This is a genomic window from Nemorincola caseinilytica (assembly GCF_039540515.1).
Taxonomy (GTDB): Bacteria; Bacteroidota; Bacteroidia; order Chitinophagales; family Chitinophagaceae; genus Nemorincola; species Nemorincola caseinilytica.
Map to the genome: position 1 here is coordinate 150,153 of NZ_BAABFA010000024.1, position 20,050 is coordinate 170,202.

15 protein-coding genes are annotated in these 20,050 nt (G+C 52.2%); 9 read left to right on the forward strand and 6 right to left on the reverse strand.

Going from position 1 to position 20,050, the window contains the following annotated elements:
- Positions 1 to 98: 98 nt before the first annotated feature.
- Both ABD843_RS15360 and ABD843_RS15365 read left to right on the forward strand, forming a co-directional pair.
- Positions 99 to 3,077: a T9SS type A sorting domain-containing protein gene (locus tag ABD843_RS15360; protein ID WP_345085112.1), complete on the forward strand. Its 2,979-nt coding sequence runs from the start codon at positions 99 to 101 to the stop codon at positions 3,075 to 3,077.
- 157 nt (positions 3,078 to 3,234) lie between these two features.
- Complete coding sequence (locus ABD843_RS15365; RefSeq protein ID WP_345085115.1) at positions 3,235 to 4,161, forward strand: bifunctional riboflavin kinase/FAD synthetase; 927 nt, start codon at positions 3,235 to 3,237, stop codon at positions 4,159 to 4,161.
- 264 nt (positions 4,162 to 4,425) lie between these two features.
- Here the strand turns inward: ABD843_RS15365 and ABD843_RS15370 are convergent, their stop codons facing one another.
- The 3 genes from ABD843_RS15370 to ABD843_RS15380 are packed head-to-tail and all read right to left on the reverse strand — an operon-like array spanning position 4,426 to position 6,053.
- Positions 4,426 to 4,548, reverse strand: coding sequence for a hypothetical protein (locus ABD843_RS15370; protein WP_345085118.1), 123 nt, complete (start codon positions 4,546 to 4,548; stop codon positions 4,426 to 4,428).
- Between the two features lie 5 nt (positions 4,549 to 4,553).
- The gene (locus ABD843_RS15375) at positions 4,554 to 5,222 is read right to left on the reverse strand and encodes a hypothetical protein (RefSeq protein ID WP_345085121.1); all 669 of its coding nucleotides are present in this window, start codon (positions 5,220 to 5,222) and stop codon (positions 4,554 to 4,556) included.
- A 27-nt stretch (positions 5,223 to 5,249) separates the two neighbouring features.
- Positions 5,250 to 6,053 (reverse strand): DUF6597 domain-containing transcriptional factor, encoded by an 804-nt coding sequence (locus ABD843_RS15380; RefSeq protein ID WP_345085124.1) that lies wholly within the window; start codon positions 6,051 to 6,053, stop codon positions 5,250 to 5,252.
- Positions 6,054 to 6,196: 143 nt separating this feature from the next.
- On the opposite strand from ABD843_RS15380, the gene ABD843_RS15385 reads away from it, so the two are divergent.
- The 3 genes from ABD843_RS15385 (at position 6,197) to ABD843_RS15395 (ending at position 8,695) form a co-directional block, all read left to right on the forward strand.
- The gene (locus ABD843_RS15385) at positions 6,197 to 6,571 is read left to right on the forward strand and encodes a BlaI/MecI/CopY family transcriptional regulator (protein ID WP_345085127.1); all 375 of its coding nucleotides are present in this window, start codon (positions 6,197 to 6,199) and stop codon (positions 6,569 to 6,571) included.
- A 6-nt stretch (positions 6,572 to 6,577) separates the two neighbouring features.
- On the forward strand, positions 6,578 to 7,762 hold the full coding sequence (locus ABD843_RS15390; protein ID WP_345085129.1) for a TonB family protein: 1,185 nt from the start codon (positions 6,578 to 6,580) through the stop codon (positions 7,760 to 7,762).
- A gap of 159 nt (positions 7,763 to 7,921) precedes the next feature.
- Complete coding sequence (locus ABD843_RS15395) at positions 7,922 to 8,695, forward strand: DUF475 domain-containing protein (RefSeq protein WP_345085132.1); 774 nt, start codon at positions 7,922 to 7,924, stop codon at positions 8,693 to 8,695.
- Between the two features lie 39 nt (positions 8,696 to 8,734).
- On the opposite strand, the gene ABD843_RS15400 is transcribed toward ABD843_RS15395, so the two are convergent.
- Together ABD843_RS15400 and ABD843_RS15405 are read right to left on the reverse strand one after the other, a co-directional pair.
- Positions 8,735 to 9,367 (reverse strand): hypothetical protein, encoded by a 633-nt coding sequence (locus tag ABD843_RS15400; protein ID WP_345085135.1) that lies wholly within the window; start codon positions 9,365 to 9,367, stop codon positions 8,735 to 8,737.
- Positions 9,368 to 9,508: 141 nt separating this feature from the next.
- Entirely contained in the window at positions 9,509 to 10,252 is a 744-nt protein-coding gene (locus ABD843_RS15405) for a biotin--[acetyl-CoA-carboxylase] ligase (protein ID WP_345085138.1), read from the reverse strand.
- A gap of 80 nt (positions 10,253 to 10,332) precedes the next feature.
- Between ABD843_RS15405 and rsfS the strand changes: the two genes are divergently transcribed.
- The 4 genes from rsfS (at position 10,333) to ABD843_RS15425 (ending at position 15,185) form a co-directional block, all read left to right on the forward strand.
- Positions 10,333 to 10,725: a ribosome silencing factor gene (gene rsfS, locus ABD843_RS15410; protein ID WP_345085141.1), complete on the forward strand. Its 393-nt coding sequence runs from the start codon at positions 10,333 to 10,335 to the stop codon at positions 10,723 to 10,725.
- Positions 10,726 to 10,784: 59 nt separating this feature from the next.
- Positions 10,785 to 12,809: an ATP-dependent zinc metalloprotease FtsH gene (gene ftsH / locus ABD843_RS15415; RefSeq protein WP_345085144.1), complete on the forward strand. Its 2,025-nt coding sequence runs from the start codon at positions 10,785 to 10,787 to the stop codon at positions 12,807 to 12,809.
- A gap of 180 nt (positions 12,810 to 12,989) precedes the next feature.
- Positions 12,990 to 13,655: a LutC/YkgG family protein gene (locus ABD843_RS15420; protein WP_345085147.1), complete on the forward strand. Its 666-nt coding sequence runs from the start codon at positions 12,990 to 12,992 to the stop codon at positions 13,653 to 13,655.
- Positions 13,656 to 14,015: 360 nt separating this feature from the next.
- A complete protein-coding gene (locus tag ABD843_RS15425) occupies positions 14,016 to 15,185 on the forward strand; it encodes a class I SAM-dependent rRNA methyltransferase (RefSeq protein ID WP_345085149.1) in 1,170 nt (389 codons plus the stop codon).
- Positions 15,186 to 15,258: 73 nt separating this feature from the next.
- Here the strand turns inward: ABD843_RS15425 and ABD843_RS15430 are convergent, their stop codons facing one another.
- Positions 15,259 to 19,851: a T9SS type A sorting domain-containing protein gene (locus tag ABD843_RS15430; RefSeq protein WP_345085152.1), complete on the reverse strand. Its 4,593-nt coding sequence runs from the start codon at positions 19,849 to 19,851 to the stop codon at positions 15,259 to 15,261.
- Positions 19,852 to 20,050 lie beyond the last annotated feature (199 nt).

Genomic DNA, 20,050 nt, shown 5'->3' on the forward strand with positions numbered 1-20,050 from the left:
ATTCCTAACAATGGGCACCCCTTTTGCGCCTTATAAGCAAGGCTGGAAGCGAAAGATCTTATATTTTTGCCATACGGCCCCTTAACATAGGTTTTCTGATGAGATATTGCCTTTTACTTGTATTCGCCCTTCTGTTCACTACCATAGCCAACGGCCAGATAACCGGCACGGCTACCGTATGTACAGGGGCTACCACGGCACTATCTTGCAGCACACCGCCCGGCGGCACCTGGAGCAGTAGCGATACCACCGTCGCCCGCATCAATAGTTCGGGTATAGTTACGGGCATAAATGCAGGTACGGCTACCATCACATACCAGTTGATGCCAACGGTACACACCCGCATCGTTACCGTCAACCTGGCTCCTGCGCCCATTACCGGCAGCGCCAGCCTTTGCGTAGGTACCAGTATCACATATACCTGTGCCACTACCGGCGGTACCTGGAGCAGCAGCGAGCCTGCGGTGGCCACAGTAAGCGCTACTACCGGCTATGCGAACCCGCTGATGCCCGGCACCACTGCCATACAGTACACGCTCTCATCGGGCTGTTCTACCAGCACCGCTGTTACCGTCAATGCCATTCCCGATACCATGCTCGGTCCTTCCTCTGTATGCGTAGGCGGTAGTGTTACTCTTACTTCTGCTACACCGGGCGGTACATGGATCAGCGGTAGCACAGGCGTTGCTACTATAGGTTCTACTTCGGGCATGGTAGCAGGCATAGCGCCGGGTACTACGCCTATTACCTATCGCCTGGTCACTACCGGCTGTTACAGGGCGCGTTACTTTGTGGTCAATGCATTGCCCTCTGCCATCAGCGGTCCTACCGGTGTATGCGTGGGTTCGTTCGCTACATTGTCCGCCACACCATCGGGTGGAGTATGGACCTCCTCCAACCCAGCAGTAGGCAGCATACACAGTTCCACAGGTGTTGTCACCGGCAATACCGCAGGCACTGTCAATATTTCCTATACTTTGCCATCTACAGGCTGTGCCACAGGCAGGGTACAAACGGTCAGCGTCATGCCCGGGGCCATTTTAGGTACGCCTGTTGTTTGTCCCGGCGCTACCATCACCCTTGCCAATTCTGTAGGCGGTGGCTCCTGGGCCAGTGGCACTACATCGGTAGCTACTGTGGGCGTCACTTCCGGGCCTACCACATCTGTTCTTGGTATGTCTGCCGGTACGGCCATCATCAGCTATTATACCTCGCCTGCATGCGTAGCTACGGTCGTGGCCACCGTCAGCCCCGCGCCTTCCGCCGGTACTATATTAGGTGGTAGTACGGTATGTGTGTCCACAAGCGTCACATTGTCCAGTACAGTATCGGGCGGCACATGGTCCACACCATCTTCTGCAGTTACTGTTGGCAGCGCTACGGGTGTCGTTACCGGTGTTTCTACCGGTACTGCCAATATCACCTACATTGCTACCAATAGCTGCGGTACTACTTTCACGGTGGCGCCTATCACCGTATCTGCATTGCCCGGCGCCATTACCGGCCCGGCCACTTTGTGTGCGGGTACTACCGTCACCCTCACCAATGGCGTACCCGGTGGTACCTGGAGCACCTCCTCTGTGGCACTGGCCACCATCGGTATGAGCAGTGGCGTGCTTACCGGCGTATCGGGCGGCACAGTGGGTGTCACCTATGCTATAGCTCCTTCCTGCCAGGCCACAACAGTGGTCACCGTCAGCCCCGCCCCATCACCCATCTCCGGTCCCGATAGTGTCTGCGTCGGCTCCCTTGCCCCTCTTTCCGATACTGCATCGGGTGGGGTATGGACCAGCAGCGCCCCCTCTGTGGCCACGGTTGGTGTCATAGGGGTCAGCACTGGCATGGTCAGTGGTATCGCTGCCGGTACGGCCATCATCACATACGCCATTGGCGGTTGCAATGCATACAAGATAATGGTGGTAAATGCACTTCCTGTCATTACCGCCTCCTCTGCGCCTGATGCCTGTGGCACTGGCTTCTCGCTTGGCGCTACCGGTGGAGTGTCTTATTCATGGGCGCCTACTACGGGTGTTGCCTGCCCCACATGTGCGGGTACGTCGGTGGCGCCAATTGTTTCCACCACCTATACGGTCACAGGTACCAATGCCTCTGGCTGCTCTGCTACAGATACCGTTGTGCTGGGTGCCGACCGTGTATATGGCCATATCTCTTTCAGTGGCCCCACACCTGCCGTACCCGATCTGCTGGTATGGTTGGTAAGATACAACCCTGCCGATAGCACCATCACTGCTGTCGATTCCCTGGCTACCTGCCTCGATGGCAGCACTCCTTACTTCCAGTTCTCCGGCAAGCCTGCCGGCAATTACCTGGTAAAGGCAAAGCTGTTCAGCAGCGTGCCCGGTACCAGCGACTTCATGCCCACCTATGGCGACTCTGCCACTAGCTGGACGACGGCTGCTACCGTGGTGCATACCACAGGCGCCAGCAATGCGCGCAACATCACTATGAAGTTCGGTACTGTACCTGCGGGCCCCGGCTTCATTGGTGGCAATGTATATTCGGGTGCGGGTAAAGGCACAGCAGGTACCATACCCGAGCGTGGCATGCTCATTTACCTCAAAGACGCTGCTACAGGTGTAGTGCTAACATACGCCTATACCAATGCCGATGGCGCCTATTCGTTCACCGGTATCGCCCTGGGCAGCTACATCATCTATCCCGAAGAAACAGGTTATTACACCACTCCGTCTGCGGTCGTTACATTATCAGCCGCCTCGGCATCGGCCATTGGTATCAGTTTCAAAAAGAATACTACTCTGCATACCATCTATCCGTTCACATTCACCGGTATAGGCCAGGCAAATACCACGCAGGATGGGGTAAGCATCTATCCCAACCCTGCATCAGGTATGGTGAATATAGACTGCGCCGCTCTCCGTGGCGATGCACAGCTTTCTATCGCCGATGTCACCGGCCATACCCTTATTACTACCTCCCGCCAGCTTGATGGTACTGCGTTACAGATGGATGTTTCTACCCTTGCCAATGGCATCTACATCCTCAATGTCACATCAGGCAGCGCACACATCAGCCGCAAGCTGGTCATAGCCCGCTAACTGGTCCCCGGATCTGTTTTTCGCATCGTCTTTTACAATAGTCCCCGCGCAACTGCGCGGACATCAGCTCTCCCTCTCCTTGGGAGAGGGCTGGGGAGAGGCCCGAACACGCATGTAGCCCCATCTATACGGGAAATGTTACCTTTGCGTACTTTTTATGGCTGTTCATACAGATATAAGCCAGCTAAAGGGCATCAGCAGGCCCATTGTCACCATTGGTACTTTCGATGGTGTGCATGCCGGGCATAAGGCCATCCTTAGCAAGGTGGTCACCTATGCCCGCGAGGTGGGTGGCGAAAGCGTGCTGCTCACGTTCGAGCCCCATCCGCGCAAGGTGCTCTTTCCCACTCAGCCATTGGGTATCATCACCCCACTGCAGCGCAAAACAGAGCTCATAGCCGCTACAGGCATACAGCATATAGTAGTAGTGCCCTTCACCAAAGAGTTCGCTGCCCTCTCGGCAGAAGATTATATAAAGAACGTACTGGTAGACCCGCTGCGGCCGCATACCATCATCATAGGTTACGATCATCATTTCGGTCACGACCGCACAGGCAATATCGACCTCCTGCGCCGCTATGCGCCCACCTATGGCTACAACATAGTAGAGATACCCGCCCAGCTTATAGATCAGGCCACCGTTAGCTCTACCAAGATCCGCAAGGCCATACTGGCCGGCCACATTGCCGAGGCCAATACCATGCTGGGCAGGGAATATACGCTGGAAGGCACTGTTGTGCATGGCAAGAAACTAGGCCGGGAACTGGGTTATCCCACAGCCAATATCGCGCCGCTCAATGCCGACCAGGTGGTGCCGGGCATAGGTATATATGCAGTGCGTGTGCGTATAGATAATGTGCTCTACGGTGGTATGATGAGTATCGGGCTCAATCCCACTGTCTCCCATACGCAGGATGTAAAACTCGAGGTGAATATCTTCGATATCGATGCCGATCTGTATGGGCAGGTGCTGGAGATCGGTTTTGCAGATCGCCTTCGCAATGAACAAAAATTCTCCTCTCTCGAAGAGCTCATCGCCCAGCTCCATGCCGATAAGGCAGCCGCCATGGCAGCGCTTGGCTAATGCCAATTATGCATAAAGAATATGTATTGGTAAATGTGAGCTTTGTGCCCTCAATACGTTGCAGGTACTTGTGGCTTTTGTGCTTTCCTTAGTGTCCTTCGTGGTTAGACACAGATATTATACCGTTTACACATCGAATGTCGGCATGACGCATTATAGGCCGTAACACAGCCCTCCCCAAACGGGAGGGATGGGGCTTATTACTGGTGTCACCAATGCCGGATCTTGATGTTTAAATGATATTACATGCCGTATTATTGGGGTCTAGCTATAATACCTCATAAAGATATAGTAGCCCGCTATCTGCAGTGCCAGTGCGGCTATCACGGCCATATACCATACACGCCAGTTGCCCTTTGGTTCTTTGTGTATATGGCTCTCTGTCATCCCGGTCAGAATTTGTGGAAATAGGTCGTTTCGCCCCATCCGGTATCGGTGCCCGTACGCTGGCGGAAGAAGATGGTGTCCTTCGTATATATCAGTGTGGTAGAGTTGAACCTGCCCACGCCATTGCTGCGCTCATTGCTGAAGTAGTTGCTGTCTGCAAGATACGGTAGGCGTATGTTCCATGTTCTTACGGTATTCTCATCCTCCATCGCTATGTTGAAGAGGGTATCGTTCAACGTTTGGTTCGTCTGGCCCGGGCAGCAGTTCTTATAGGTAGTGAAGCGGCCACCCCGCCATGTACGCATACCGGTTATCTTAGGCACCGGCGGTTTCAGTTTGAAGGTCTTTATATTGGGGTGGTATATATCGTTATTGATGATCAGCGTTACCGTATCATCGCCTATCTCTGTGCCGGTACCCTTCAGCGTATAGTATGTGTATTTGGGCGATGCCTGCGTGGATATGTTCCCATCACCGAATATCCACTGGTAAGTACTGTTGGCCGGTGCGCTGCTCTGGAAAGATACAGGTTCGCCCAGTATCATCTCTCCCGAGTATGTTACATCATAGTACGGCTGTGTTTTGGGTACAGGGTACTTCTCGCAGCTTGTCAGCAGCGATAGGGCGGTCACAAAGGCCAGGCAGGCAGAGAAAATGGTCTTATGGCAAGACATAGCGTTGCATACAAAGATATACGATCTTCACGAACCCGTGAACAGGTCGGACATAGTATGTGTATCAGAAAAGAACTGCATAGGCGTTACCCCCGCGAACTCTTTGAAGTCGCGTATGAAGTGCGCCTGGTCATAATAGCCTGCATCCAGTGCCAGTTGCGTTAGAGAGGTGGTCTTTCCTGCCTGTGCGCTTTTTATCCCGTTCTGCGATCTCGTTATTTTCGAGAAGGCCTTTGCGCTCAGCCCCACCGTAGCCAGGAACACCCGCTCGAATTGCCGCTCGCTCATGAACACCTCTGCCGCCAGTTGGCTCACGGCTATATTGCCGCCATTGGCGGTTATGCGCTGCACCGCATAGGCCACGCTGTCCATTCTGGGCGTTGCCGCCCTCAGCCGCCCTAGCAGAAAACGCTCCATTATCGCTACTCTTTCCTCCTCGTTACGGGCATTTCCCAGTTGTTCCTCGGTGTGCATGGCCTCGCTGCCAAACAGCGTATGCACATCCACCACCAGCCCCGTCAGCTCCTGCATCGGCACTTTTGTGAACATAGCCAGCCCATGCGGGTAGAACCTGGCCGCTACCATGCCTGTATGGCCCGTTGGGCCTACTTCTATATAGCTCTTCATTTGCCCGTGTACAAAGCTGCGGGGCTGTAGCACATACCCTTCATTGCTATCGTATTGCCGGTATTTGTCGCCGTAGTGGAATATGAGCTCTATACAGCCATCGGGCAGTATCTTCTCCTTGTGCAGTATGCCCGGTTCGCCATCTACCTGCAGGCTCCATATGCATTTCACATAGGCAGCCAGTGGTGGGCTAGGTATATACACGTTATACAGCATAGAGGGTCGGACCACAAAGATAAGATAGCCCCACCTATGCCCGTTTTTAGCGTCTGAAAAAATAACTACTAAAAAATTAGTTTTATAACTAAATACTTAGTAGTTTTACTAAAAACTTAGTAGACGCAAATATGAAACAGCAGCACAAAGCACTCACAAAGGCAGAGGAAGATATAATGCAGGTACTATGGAAGCTCGATAAAGCGTTCATAAAAGAGATAGTAGATGCTATGCCGCAGCCACAGCCGCATTACAATACCGTCAGCACCATCATCAAGATACTGGTAGAGAAAGGCATCGTCGGCTTCGAGACCTTCGGCAAGGCCAATAGGTACTACCCACTCGTTCGCAAGGACGAGTACAGCAAGAACACCATGTCGCAGTTCGTAAAGAAATACTTCGAAGGGTCTTACAGCAATATGTTCTCCTTCTTTGCCAAAGAAGAGGATATATCTGTAAAAGAGCTGGAAGACCTGCTGAAAGAGTTGAAGAACAATAAAAAATAACGTCCCATGTTATACTTCATCCAGGCTACCATATACAGCGCGCTGTTCTACGGCCTATATATGCTGCTGCTGCGGGGTAGGGTAGCACACGCTTACAACAGGGCATACCTGCTCTCTATATCCGCCATATCGCTGTTGCTGCCCATGGTACAGCTCCCATCCTTTGCGCGTAGTGCCATGCCGGCCACTGTTGTCACCCTGCCTGCTATAGATATTCTGGGCAATGCGCAGCACCATGCAGGTATATTGCCCGGGCAATGGCTGCTATATGGCTATCTCGCAGTAGCAGTGGCCGCGCTGGCAGTGTTCGCAGTACAGCTCGTCACATGTTTCCGTTTTTTGCATGGGGCGCATACCGCCCGGCACATGGGGCAGGTGCATGTGTTCATAGGCACCGGCCGCGGTCCGGGTAGCTTTGGCCGCTACATTTTCTTCCCCGGCGAAGACCTTCCTGTCGATATCCTCCGGCACGAGCTCGCCCATGTCTCTCACCGCCATACCGCCGATGTGGTGTATATGCGCCTGTTGCAATGCATTTTCTGGCCCAATGTCCTGTTGCACATCATCTTCCGCGAATTGAAGGTAGTACACGAGTTCCAGGCCGATGCCAGCGCTGCCGCAGGCCGGGAGGGTTATGCACATGCGTTGCTGCATACCGTACTGCATGCGCACAGGTTCAGTTTATCTCATACATTTTTTCATCATCCCATAAAACGCAGGATCATTATGTTACAGACACCATCGGGCCGCGCTATGCGCCGCACCACTATCGCAAGGTCTGCTATCGCCACCTTGCTGCTCACAGCATCCATCATTTATCTGCAAGGTAGCACACAGCTGCATGCAGGTCCCGTTCCGCAGGCCGGGAAAGCGAAAAAGGTCCAAAAGGCAGCCGACGAGAATGTAGTACCCGCAAAGCCATCGGTAGATGTGGCCGCCTTCATGGGGCAGAACATCAAATACCCCGCTGTTGCAAAGAACAAAAAGATAGAGGGTAGGGTCATTGTCACTTTCACCGTCAGCGAGCAGGGCGATGTCATATCTCCCGTGGTCAAAAAAACGCCCGATCCGCTGCTGGCAGAAGAGGCCATCAGGGTATTGAAACTAATGCCCAAGTGGGATCCCGCTACTAAGAATGGCAGGGCCGTTGCTTCCGAGCTGTGCATACCAGTAGTGTTCAGGCTGCAATGATCTGCTTCATATCGTAGCCTGGCCCCGCTTCCCCCGGAAGCGGGGCTTTTTTATTACGATATTCCTACATCCGGCAGGCGCCGGTCGGTTAATTGTGCATACGGCCTTACATTTGCTCTCCGGGCGCATATACCCGTCATCCCGCTTACTGCATTCCTCATGAACGAACTGATACAGGATATACTGAAGAACCCTGCAGCGGCCCTGCTGGTAATGGGCAACCTGGTGCTAATAGAAAGCCTGTTGTCCGTAGATAACGCGGCCGTTCTGGCCACCATGGTCATGAACCTCCCCAAAGAGCAGCGAAGCAGGGCATTGAAGTACGGCATATTCGGTGCATACTTTTTCAGGGGCATATGCCTTTTCCTGGCCTCCTGGCTGGTAAAGATATGGTGGCTCAAGGGCCTTGGCGGGCTCTACCTCATATACCTTGCTATATCCTGGGTCTTCAAAAAAGACCATAAGAAGGAAGAAGAACAGGAGATAAAGAAAGAGGGTAGCATGCTGTACCGCGCTACGGTAGGGCGCATAGGCAAGTTCTGGGCCACTGTAGTGGCCGTAGAGGTGATGGATCTCGCTTTCTCGCTCGATAATGTATTTGCTGCCGTGGCCATATCCAAGAACATACTGGTCATCATGGCCGGGGTGTTCATAGGCATACTGGCCATGAGGTTCGTGGCACAGGCATTCGTAAAGCTGCTGGAGCATTATCCATTTCTTGAGGCCTGTGCCTACCTGGTCATAGGTATACTCGGCCTCAAGCTCACGCTGTCTCTTGTCAGCCATTTCTATCCCGGCAGCGCCTTCGATCAGGTCTTGCAGGGCCACGAGGCCGAATGGATCACTTCCGTCCTCACCATTGCCATCTTCATAGTGCCGGTCATCACCTGCGCGCTGTTCGATATACCTCGTAAACACAAGAGCAGGCACTGATGCCTGCTCTTATATTCTTCAGTTCTGTAGTTGTCTTGCTTACCTGTGCAGCGCTACACCCACCACCGATACGCCTGTCGATAGGTCAAGGAAGATACCTGTATGGTTCGATACATGGTATTCTGTACCCACATGTATATCCAGGAACAGCGGATTGATACCCGGTATCTCGCCTACAACACCGGTATAGCCGTCCTCCCACCTTTTATTGATGAAGGTAAAGCCCAGCGATCCTGCAGCATACAGGTCCCAGCGGGGTGGCATGTTTATCAGGTCGTCAAAGTAATAGCTTGCCTTTACGCCTATGGGCACTATAGTGCCGCGATAGTAGTAGTAGCGCCCGCCAAACGTTTGTGGGTTGCTGCGGTACGATGAAAAGCCTATAAAAGGAGCCAGCGTAAAGTCCGGCAGCACATCTATCTCATAGTTGAACGTGAAATAGGGCGACCGCATCAGGTATGCCCCGAAGTAGCCGGGCCCCAGCCCCAGATTGAAGGTGTGGCCATAGTGTTCGTGGCCGGTACTTCTGTTCACGGGCGTAGCGCTTTCGCCCACTCTTATATCGGTCTGGGCAGTAGCATTGGTGAGCGGGGCAAAAAGGGTTGTGGCAAAAAGTGCGGCGGTAAGCAGAAAGGAGCGGTGTGTGTGTTTACCGTTGAATATCGCTTTCATAAATGTAGAATTTTGAGTGAACAATAAAACAACAGCATGAAGATACATCACCGAATGTATATGAAATGTGAATGTATCAGCAACGAAATGTTAGATCTCGTTGTGCTTTGTTATACCCTCCCAGTGTTCACGACCGCTGGCTCACTCATATATCCACCTTACATCCCCATGCGTATAGAAGGCCACTCTGTTGTCTTCCGTACGCACTTCCAGGGTACCATCATCATGGGCCTGTATCACAGTGGCCTGCCATGTCTCTTCCCCCTTCCCGAACAGTTGCTGCTCTCCCCGTTTATACAATATCGCATTATATGCCTCCATTATGGCGGGTATAGATACCGGCCTGCCCGATAGGGCCAGCAGTGCGCTGCGCACCTCGTCGCGTATATCGTCTATATCCAGGTCCTCGCCTGTGGCTATCTTTAGCGATGTGGCATATGGCAGCTCCTGCGGAAACTGGCTCTGCAGTACATTCAGCCCCAGCCCCACTATGCTGTGTGTCCACATATTACCGCGTAGCGCATTCTCTATCAGTATGCCACCTGCCTTTTTGTCATTTACTATTATGTCATTTGGCCATTTCACTCGTACTGTCTTATCGCGCAGCAGGTTTTGCAAAATATTGGCAACTGCCGTCGCCACCGATGCGCTGAACACGAATTGTGCCGAAATGGGTAGTCGTGGGGTCAGCACTATGCTCATCAGCAGGCTTTTATTGGGAGTGTCCGCCCACTTGCGGCCTCGCTGCCCCTTCCCCCCATACTGGCTGCGCGCGGTAATGGTAAGGCCATGGTGCGCCTTATCGTCATTTACCAGCTGCATGGCATAGTTATTGGTACTATCGGTAGTATCCAGCTTTATCAGTATCCTGTCACTATTTGTCATGTGGTGAAGTGGGAAAAGATCTATAATTTTGGATAAAATAATTAAAAAACCAATTACCCAACAAGAAAAAGGAACCTGATTTGGAGAAACTGATCACCGCATTGCAGGAACGCAAAGTTACAGCGCCCCGTCTTACCAGGAACAGCAAACTGTTCAAGATCATCATCAAAGCTATACAGGACAAAAAAGGTGAAGGTGTCGTATCGCTCGATCTCAAGAAGATCGATGAGGCCGTTGCCGACTTTTTTGTGCTCTGCGAAGCCAAGTCCCATGTTCAGCTCAAGGCCATAGCCGATAATATAGTGGAAGAGGTGGAGAAAGAGTGCGGCGAAAAGCCATACCATACCGAATACGGAGATTCCTGGACCCTCGTAGACTATGTGAACGTGGTAGTGCATATTTTCCAGCACGAGCAGCGCGCCTTCTACGACCTCGAGAGCCTCTGGGAAGATGCTCCCCGCACCGAGCACTAATGTAAGAACGTCCGCCCCGCAGGCGGATCATATTGATATTTGTTACGTCAAAGGATAAAATGGAAGAGAATAAGCAGAATAACGATAATGGAGAAATAAGGCCCGGTGGCGACAACGGGGCCGGCAATAACCAGCGTAAGGGGCCACGGTTAAATGTATATTGGATCTATGGCCTCATACTCATGGCTATAGTCGTTGCCCAGTTCCTCGGTGGCAATTTCGGTGCCTCCGTGGCCGAGCGCAGTTTCCGCGACCTTACCCAGTACATTGGCAAGGGCCAGGTAAATAAGCTGGTTGTGGTGAACAACGAGCATGTAGAGGTATTCCTGAAACCGGGTGCGGTACCGCCCTCGGCCCCGGGCAAAGTACCCGCCCTCGCCAGCGGCAGCGAAAAGACACCTGCCTTCACCTTCAAGATAGGTACTGTAGACCAATTCAATAAAGACCTGGCAGAGGCACAGAAGAACATCCCCGAGACCGAGCGTCCGGCGGTGATGTACGATCAGCGTGGCGATAAGCTCTATACGCTGCTCAATACCTTCCTGCTGCCCGTGCTGCTCATAGTGGCCATGTACTTCCTGGTATTCCGCAAGATGGGCTCTGGCGGCGGTGCAGGTGGTGCCGGCGGCATCTTCAATATAGGCAAGTCAAAGGCGCAGCTTTTCGAAAAAGGTACACGAGTGAACATCACCTTCAACGATGTTGCCGGTCTCGATGAGGCAAAGGTCGAGGTGATGGAGATAGTCGATTTCCTGAAGAACCCCAAAAAATATACCTCTCTCGGTGGTAAGATACCTAAAGGCGCCCTGCTCGTAGGTCCTCCCGGTACGGGTAAGACCCTGCTGGCAAAGGCCATGGCGGGCGAGGCCCAGGTGCCCTTCTTCTCTATGTCCGGCTCCGATTTCGTAGAGCTGTTCGTAGGTGTGGGCGCCAGCCGTGTGCGCGACCTCTTCAAGCAGGCCCGCGAAAAGGCTCCATGTATCGTCTTCATAGATGAGATAGATGCCATAGGCCGTGCGCGTGGCAAGAACATGGTAATGAGCAACGATGAGCGCGAGAACACCCTGAACCAGATGCTGGTAGAGATGGACGGCTTCGGCGGCGATAGCGGCATCATAGTACTGGCCGCTACCAACAGGCCCGATGTGCTGGATAGCGCCCTTCTGCGCCCCGGCCGTTTCGACAGGCAGATATCTATCGATATCCCCGATGTGAAGGGCCGTGAGAAGATATTCGAGGTTCACCTCAAGCCCATCAAGCGTTCTAAAGATCTCAACATTCGCAAGCTGGCCATACAGACCCCCGGTTTTGCCGGTGCCGATATAGCCAATATCTGCAACGAAGCTGCCCTCATAGCTGCGCGTAAAGGCAAGTCAGAGGTAGATATGAGCGACTTCAACGATGCCATAGACCGCGTTATAGGTGGCTTGGAGAAGAAGAACAAGATCATTCTGCCCGAAGAGAAACGCGTCATAGCCTATCATGAGGCCGGTCACGCCGTATCGGGCTGGTTCCTGGAGCATGCGCATCCCCTCGTTAAGGTCACCATCGTTCCGCGTGGTGTGGCAGCCTTGGGTTATGCCCAGTACCTGCCCAAGGAAATGTACATACGCACTACCGATCACCTTATGGACGAGATGTGTATGTCTCTTGGTGGCCGTGCGGTAGAAGAGCTGGTATTCGGCAAGATATCTACCGGCGCCCTCAGCGACCTCCAGCAGGTGACCCGTATGGCATATGCCATGGTGTCTATGTATGGTATGAACAGCGCCGTGGGCAATATATCTTTCTACGATCCGCAGAACGAGAACAATTTCTCCAAGCCATACTCTGAAGAGACCGGTAAACTCATAGACGATGAGGTGCGCAAGCTGGTAGGCCAGGCCTACGATCGTGTGAAGCAGATGCTCTACGACAAGCTGGACTCTGTAAAGCTCATAGCCGAAGAATTGCTGAAGCGCGAAGTGCTCTTCAAAGACGATATGGAACGCCTTCTCGGCAAGCGCCCTTATGAGGACAACACCTTTGCCGAGGGCGAAGAGACCCGCGAGATAGAGAACACACCGGCCACTCCGGTAGCCTAAATGATAATAGAGATACAGGGGCCGAGAGGTCCCTGTTCTTTTTATATGAAGAGGGTACCATTCTTTTTGTTCTTTGTGTATTGCCGCTATGCCCTTTGTCGTGGCCCCGATATTGACCATGTAAGTCTAAATGGTATGAAATATCTTTGTACCGCTCCGGTCAGCTAAATATCATCCTCAATGCAGACATTCAAGACATCGAAGGCGAAAGAGAACATTCTTGCGCGTATACGCAAAGGCCTTGGCGAGGCAAAGCTGCCCATGCCATTCCCCGATGCCGAAAAGAATGCCACTCCTGTTTACGGTACGCCCGGCATGTCTGTAGAGGAAGATTTTGTTATGGCCTTCAAAGAGCTGGGTGGCAAATTCATCTTCTGCGATAGTGAGGAAGATCTGCTTGCCCAGCTCACCGTTCTGCATGCCAATAAAGACTGGAAACAACTTCTCTGTACGGATGAACGCCTGCTGACCCTATGCCGCCGCAGCGGCCTGGATATAGTCTCACCCGCCGATCCTTCCATCGAAGGGGCCGATGCCTGTATCACAGGTTGCGAGGCCCTTATAGGCCGTACAGGGTCCATACTCCTTAGCAGCGCGCAGCACATGGGTCGTACCTCGCCCGTATATTATCCCATACACATCGTGTTCGCCTACCTCGACCAGGTGCATCACGACATAGCCGACGGACTCAAGGCCCTGAAAAAGAAATATGGCGCCGATCTCCCTTCCATGATCAACATAGCTACCGGCCCCAGCCGCACTGCCGATATCGAGAAGACCCTCGTAGTAGGCGTTCACGGCCCCGCCGAGGTCTACTGCTTCCTGATCAATGGTTTCATGCCCTGACCGCGATACATACAAAATATTGGTCATTGCGAGGCCTGCGCAAAGCTATGTGAGTAGCCGCAGGCCGTGGCAACCTCGCGAAAGAAACACTAGCGAACAGATATGTTCTAGCCGGGTCTCCTAAGCGTAGCCTTGTGTCAGGCTGGGACCCGGCGCCTCGCGATGTTTATAGAATATGAACAAAAAAACACATGCCCTGGCAACCTCGCGAAAGACACACTAGCGAACATGCATCACCCACATCCCTCTCCTTTAGAGAGGCCTGCCTGCCGGTAGGCTGGGTAGGGGAGAGGTCCTATCATATAATACCCCCCTCAAAGTAGTGTCCCAATATTGCACAAGGCCATTTACTTTTGCACCATGAAATGTTTTCTTAGAAAAAAGATCGGCGACCGCGTAGCCAATGGCCATCCCTGGATATTCGGCAACGAGCTAGGCGATGTTGATGGTACGGCCCAGCCCGGCGATATAGTAGAGGTATATACCTACAACGGCTCCTTTGTGGGCAAGGGCTATATCAACCCCGCCTCGCAGATACGCATACGCCTCCTCACCCGTCAGAAGGATGATGTGATAGACGAAGCCTTCTTCCTCCGCCGCATCAGGGAAGCATGGGAATACCGCCAATCGATAGGATATGTCGAGAACTGCCGCCTCATATTCGGCGAGGCCGACCAATTGCCGGCCCTTATCATCGATAAGTTCAACGACCACTTCGTGATACAGACCCTGGCCCTGGGTATGGACCGCTGGAAGGGTGCTATAGTAGCGGCCCTGCGGCAGATATTCAACACCACACGCATATACGAGCGCAATGATGTGCCCGTGCGCACACTGGAAGGTCTGCCCCAGCAAAAGGGCTTTCTTTGCGAACCTTTCGATACCAACATCATCCTCAAAGAGAACGGCCTGAAGTTCCATGTAGATATCGAGAATGGCCAGAAGACAGGTTACTTCCTCGATCAGCAGGACAATCGCCGCGCCATACAGCATATAGTAAAAGATGCCGACGTACTGGAGGCCTTTTGCTATACCGGTACATTCTCTATGCATGCCGCACACTATGGCGCCAAAAGCGTTCTGGGACTTGATATCTCTGAGAACGCGGTAAGCACCGCCCGCCGCAATGCCGAGCTCAATGGCTTCACCGACAGGTGCAGCTTCGAAGCCGTCAACGCCTTCGATGTACTGAAACAGTGGGTAAAAGATGGCAAGCGCTACGATGTAGTGATGCTCGATCCCCCGGCCTTCACCAAGAGCCGCGAGAATATACAGAAGGCCATTACAGGTTATAAAGAGATAAACCTGCGCGGTATGAAGCTCGTAAAGCCAGGTGGCTTCCTCGTTACCGCCTCGTGTACCAACCTGGTACCGCCCGAGATGTTCCTGGAGATAATAGGTATGGCCGCCAAAGATGCCCGCCGCGAACTGCGCCAGGTGACCTGGCAGACACAGGCTTCCGATCACCCCATCCTTTGGAACGTACCTTCCACACAATACCTCAAATTCCTCATAGTACAGGTACTCTGATCGCACAATGAACCATAAAGAAGAAAGGCTGCTCACTGAGCAGCCTTTCTTCTTTATCAGTATCGGGTATTTCTTATTCGCTTATCACGAAGTGGAACATTTTGTTCTCAGTATCCGAGTTCACGCGCAGTATGTATGCACCAGCGCTCAGGTGGCTGCCTATGGTTATATCCTGGTCCACCTTTCCGTTCTTCACGTTCAGCTTACCGGTGTGTACCACCTGGCCCAGCACGTTCATTACATCGAATGTAGTGTTGGTATTTTCGGTCACATTCAGGGTGCCTGTCAGTTTAAAGGAGCCATTGTTAGGGTTGGGGAACAGTGTCAGATCTGTGCTGTTCCTTACTGTACCGCTCACACCCAGGTAGTCGCCCTGTATGGTTATAGAGTTGCTGGTAGCCCAGTAGCCGGTCTCGCAGGCAGGTGTACCGTTCACCCTGCAGTATACTACATCATTGTTGTATATGGCACGGGCGTAAGAAGAATTGGTAGCGCCCGGTACGGCTGCCTCATCCACATACCACTGGTAGGTAGGGGCTGCGCCTGCTGTGGTCACTTCTGCAAAGAAGGTCACTACCTGGCCTATGTACGCGATGGTAGTGGGCGATGTTGTAGATATGCTCACCACAGGGCTTACATTAGGATATATGTTCAGCGGTATGTTGGCATATGCAGGGGCAGGATAAGAACATACATCTGTGCTGTACATCATGAATACGCTTATTACATCGCCATGTATGGGGATATAGGTGTACACGCTGTCGGGGCCTGCTACCTCGGTCACACCGAATTTTTGCCATTCGAATGTTGGTGCTGCGCCGCCATTCACATGATGTGCGGTGAAGGTCACAGGCGTACCGGCACAAAGTGTATCAATGTTCGGTGTACGGGTAATGGTCACCGAAGCGGCCAGCGGTGTACGCACCTTGAAGTTCTTGGTACGGTTACAGCCCGACACCGCAGCATAAGTGATAGTTGTGACACCGTAGTTCACACCCGTTACCACACCTGTGGTAGCTACTATAGAGGCTATAGATGCGTTGTTGCTGCTCCACAGGCCACCTGTAGATGCTGTGGAAAGCGTTACCGATGCGCCCATACACACACTGTCAGGACCTGTGATAGGTGCAGGCAGCGTATCTACTATTATCGGTGCATTGCGGAAGCAACCTGTAGATGGTATGGTATAAGTAGAAACATAGGTGCCACCCACTACCAGGCCCGATACCACACCCGTAGGGGTGATGCTGGCGCCTGGGCCGCTGATGCTCCATACACCACCCGGCATAGAGTTGGTGATGGTGGTGGTAGAGCTGCCATCGCATACGGTGATACCGCCGCCTATCGGTGGTGGTGTCTGGTTCACGGTTATGGTATAGGTAACATTATTACATGCCAGTGTATGGTAAGAAATGGACACCGTACCACCGGCCACACCATATACCACGCCTGTGGGCGATACTGTACCTACTGCGGTATTGCTGCTGGTCCATGTACCACCCGGTGTACCATTGCCCAGTGGCAGGAAGGTCTCAGAGCAGATAACATTGCCCGGGCCTGTTATAGCTGTAGGGGCAGTGCTCACTGTCATTATCCTGAATTTCTGGCAACCTGTACCCAGCGTATAGGTGATAATTGCAGTACCGCTGGCAGCTACACCGGTTATTACGCCCGTTGTGGGATGTATCATTACCACGCCTGGCAGGTTACTGCTCCATGTACCACCGGCTACGGTATTTTTCAATGTATCTGTAAGTCCCTGACAGATCACATATGGGCCTGTTATGGTATCAGGCGGAGGGAAGACGGTCACGGTATTGGTAGTGAAACAGCTGGTAGATGTGAACTTGTATGTGATGACGCTCGACCCAGCTGATATAGCAGAAACTACACCGGTATTAGAGCCTATAGTAGCTACTGCTGTATTGCTGCTGCTCCATGTGCCGCCTGTAGATGTGGTAGAGAGGGTAGTAGTAAAGCCTACGCAAGCATACATGGTGCCTGTTATGGCATTAGGTGCCGAATTCACGGTCACCACAGCCGTAGTAGGAAGACAGCCCGTCACGTTGTACGATATCGTTGCCGTTCCTGCAGCTACACCTGTTACTACACCGCTGGTGGCATTCACTGTAGCTGTGGGCGATGTGGTAGACCATGTACCACCAACGGTGGTATTGGTAAGTGTAAGAGTGTTCATAGGGCATATGGCTCCTGCACCCGATATGGCCGCTGGTGGCGCAGCAACGGTAACTGTTGTGCCGGTGGCACAGCCCGAGGGAAGTGTATAAGATATCGTAGTAGTACCTGGTGCCATACCTGTTACCACGCCGGTAGTTGCGCCTACAGTGCCAACTGCCAGGTTGCTGCTGGTCCAGTTGCCGGTACCGGGGGAACTGGTATATACCGATGATGAACCCTGGCATATATTGGCAGGCCCTACTATACTGGTAGGAACAGGGTTAATGGTAAGAGATAGCGTATATGTCCTTGCACAAGTAGTGGTCGGGTTCCTTACCGTAAGCGTACCTGTATACAGGTTTACGGCAGTGCTTCCGGGCACGGCAACATTGACCGAACCGGCTGGCAGAGCAGTGAATGCTGCTACATCAGTAGGGCCTGCCGGTGACCATGTAAGTGTGTATTGAGAAGGTGTGCCTATCGACCCCGTATACGCATATGGCGCAGACTGGGCAGTAGTAGAATAACACAGTTGCTGGCTGGTAGTAAGACCAGTGAGATATACCACATTCACAGTGTATGTGTTGGGTGTGGTAGGTGCACTTGTAACAGTGTTCACATCGGTAGCTGCAAGGCCGGCCAGTGGGCTGCTGAACACAAGCGTAGGACCAACAGCGGTCTGGGCTATCACATAGTAAGAGATCACATCACCGGCAGTTACACCACCCATGGTAGCAGGGGTGATGATGAATGACCACTGGCTGTTCGTAGCCGTTCCGCTCAGTAGTGTACCTGCTGCGCTGAACCATGGGCCTGCACCCTTACGGAAATATATCCTCGGGGCCAGAGCGCCGGCAGTAGTTATACCCAGTTTCGACTCTATGGTAACAGGAGTAAGAGTTATGTTACCATCGCTACAGGTATTTGCCAGGTTGGTGTATGTTATCTTATTCAGTATCTCATGTGCGCCTATTGTAGGGGTCACATTATGACGCAGCTCATTGTCTATATCTGTGGTTATTGCCGGAGTTGTGATGGCAACACCTGCAATAAGTGGAGCATTACCTACCACTGTCTGCAAATGCAGATCGGTACCTGATACGAAAAGTGGGGGGAAATTGATAGAGTTCACATTGCCGCCGAACCCTGCCTGTACCTGGGCAATGGTAGTGCGTGCAACGCCTGCTATGAAACCAAGATTGGTAGATGTGGCCACATAATCATTGTAGTCTATGGCCGAGAATACAGTACTTGGCGAGATACTATACAGGCCATACCTGTTACCGGTGGTCTGTGTATTGCTCAGGATGTTGTCCCTGAAATTGACACTGCCGTTAGGAAGGCCGCCAAGCGGTGCATATGGTTCCAGTACTACGCAGCCATTGGTGGCGCCGGCACCAGAGTTCGTAGCCAGTTGTATCGTATTATGGTGAATGTTGAATCCATTGCCAAGGTCCATGTATATTCCATGCCCGTTGAACACCAGCGTGGCATTTGCAGGAGCGTTCGGGTTCAGTATGAAGTTGTTGTATACATTAACGTTGTTGGAAGTGGTATTGACATCGAAGTACATACCGTGAGCGCCTGCGTTGCTGATGCTGCTGATGTTCGCTATCTTATTTCCTCTTATGGTTGTGTTCTGGGCTTCGAAGGAAAGTGTGATACCTGATGTTGGTGAAGTACCGTTGATGCTAACATTGCTGATATCATTCTCGCTTATCACAGTACCGGTGCCATTGTTCACATGTACACCGCCAAAGCCTGTTCCGGATATCACATTGCGTGTTACCGTCCAGTTCTGGTCAGTACCGGCCGGGCCATAGGCATAAAAGCCAAGTTGCGCAGATGATAGTGCGTTGTTCTGAATGGTGTTGTTCGAATTCGGTGCTTCCGCTATCGCAAAAGGTGCGGTAGCCGCACCGCCTGTAGCAGAAAGTATGGCCATACCATTCGCTACGGCGCTGCATCTTACATTACAGTTCTTTACTACGTTGTTGGTATTACCTACTGTTACAGACGCACTACCGAACCTGATGCCGGCGATTGTTCCGGCTGCCAAGTTATTGACAATGGTAAGGTCGCGGGTAGTACCACCGGCAGTATTAGAGCCGTCTATCGTTACATTGCTCGCGCCACGCAGGAAGATGATACCCCCGTTGAACGATCCCGATATCGTAGGGGTCGTTGCAGCCGCAGGTTTTATCAATACGGAAGTATAGTTGGCCGGCGCTGTTGGCGGGTTGAGCTGGGCCTGGTTGGTCTCTGCAGTATTGGCCGTTATCGATATGGTTATAGCACCCTGGTGCGTACCTGCATTGATGGCGTTGAACGCAAGCCTGAGCTGCGTATACACCGTGGGACCAAGGGTACCTGCGGTAGCGGTCACCGTCACCTGCGCCTGTGAGCGTACGGCTGCAGACAATAATAATGCGCCAACGGCCGCATATCTCATCATCTTACCTACAGAATTGATAAATGTTTTGCTCATAATGTACTATGTATTTTGTACGGTATAGTTTCGGGAAAGTAATAGATCCAAAAATAACATTTTTTTTAAGTAATACCATCATTTCACCAAAGTTCTTTTTATGGTAAAATATGTCTTTTTCACCCCCTTTCCCCCATAATATCGCCCAAGGTTAATAAAAGATATAATATTTAATAAATAATTAATTTGTTTGAACGCA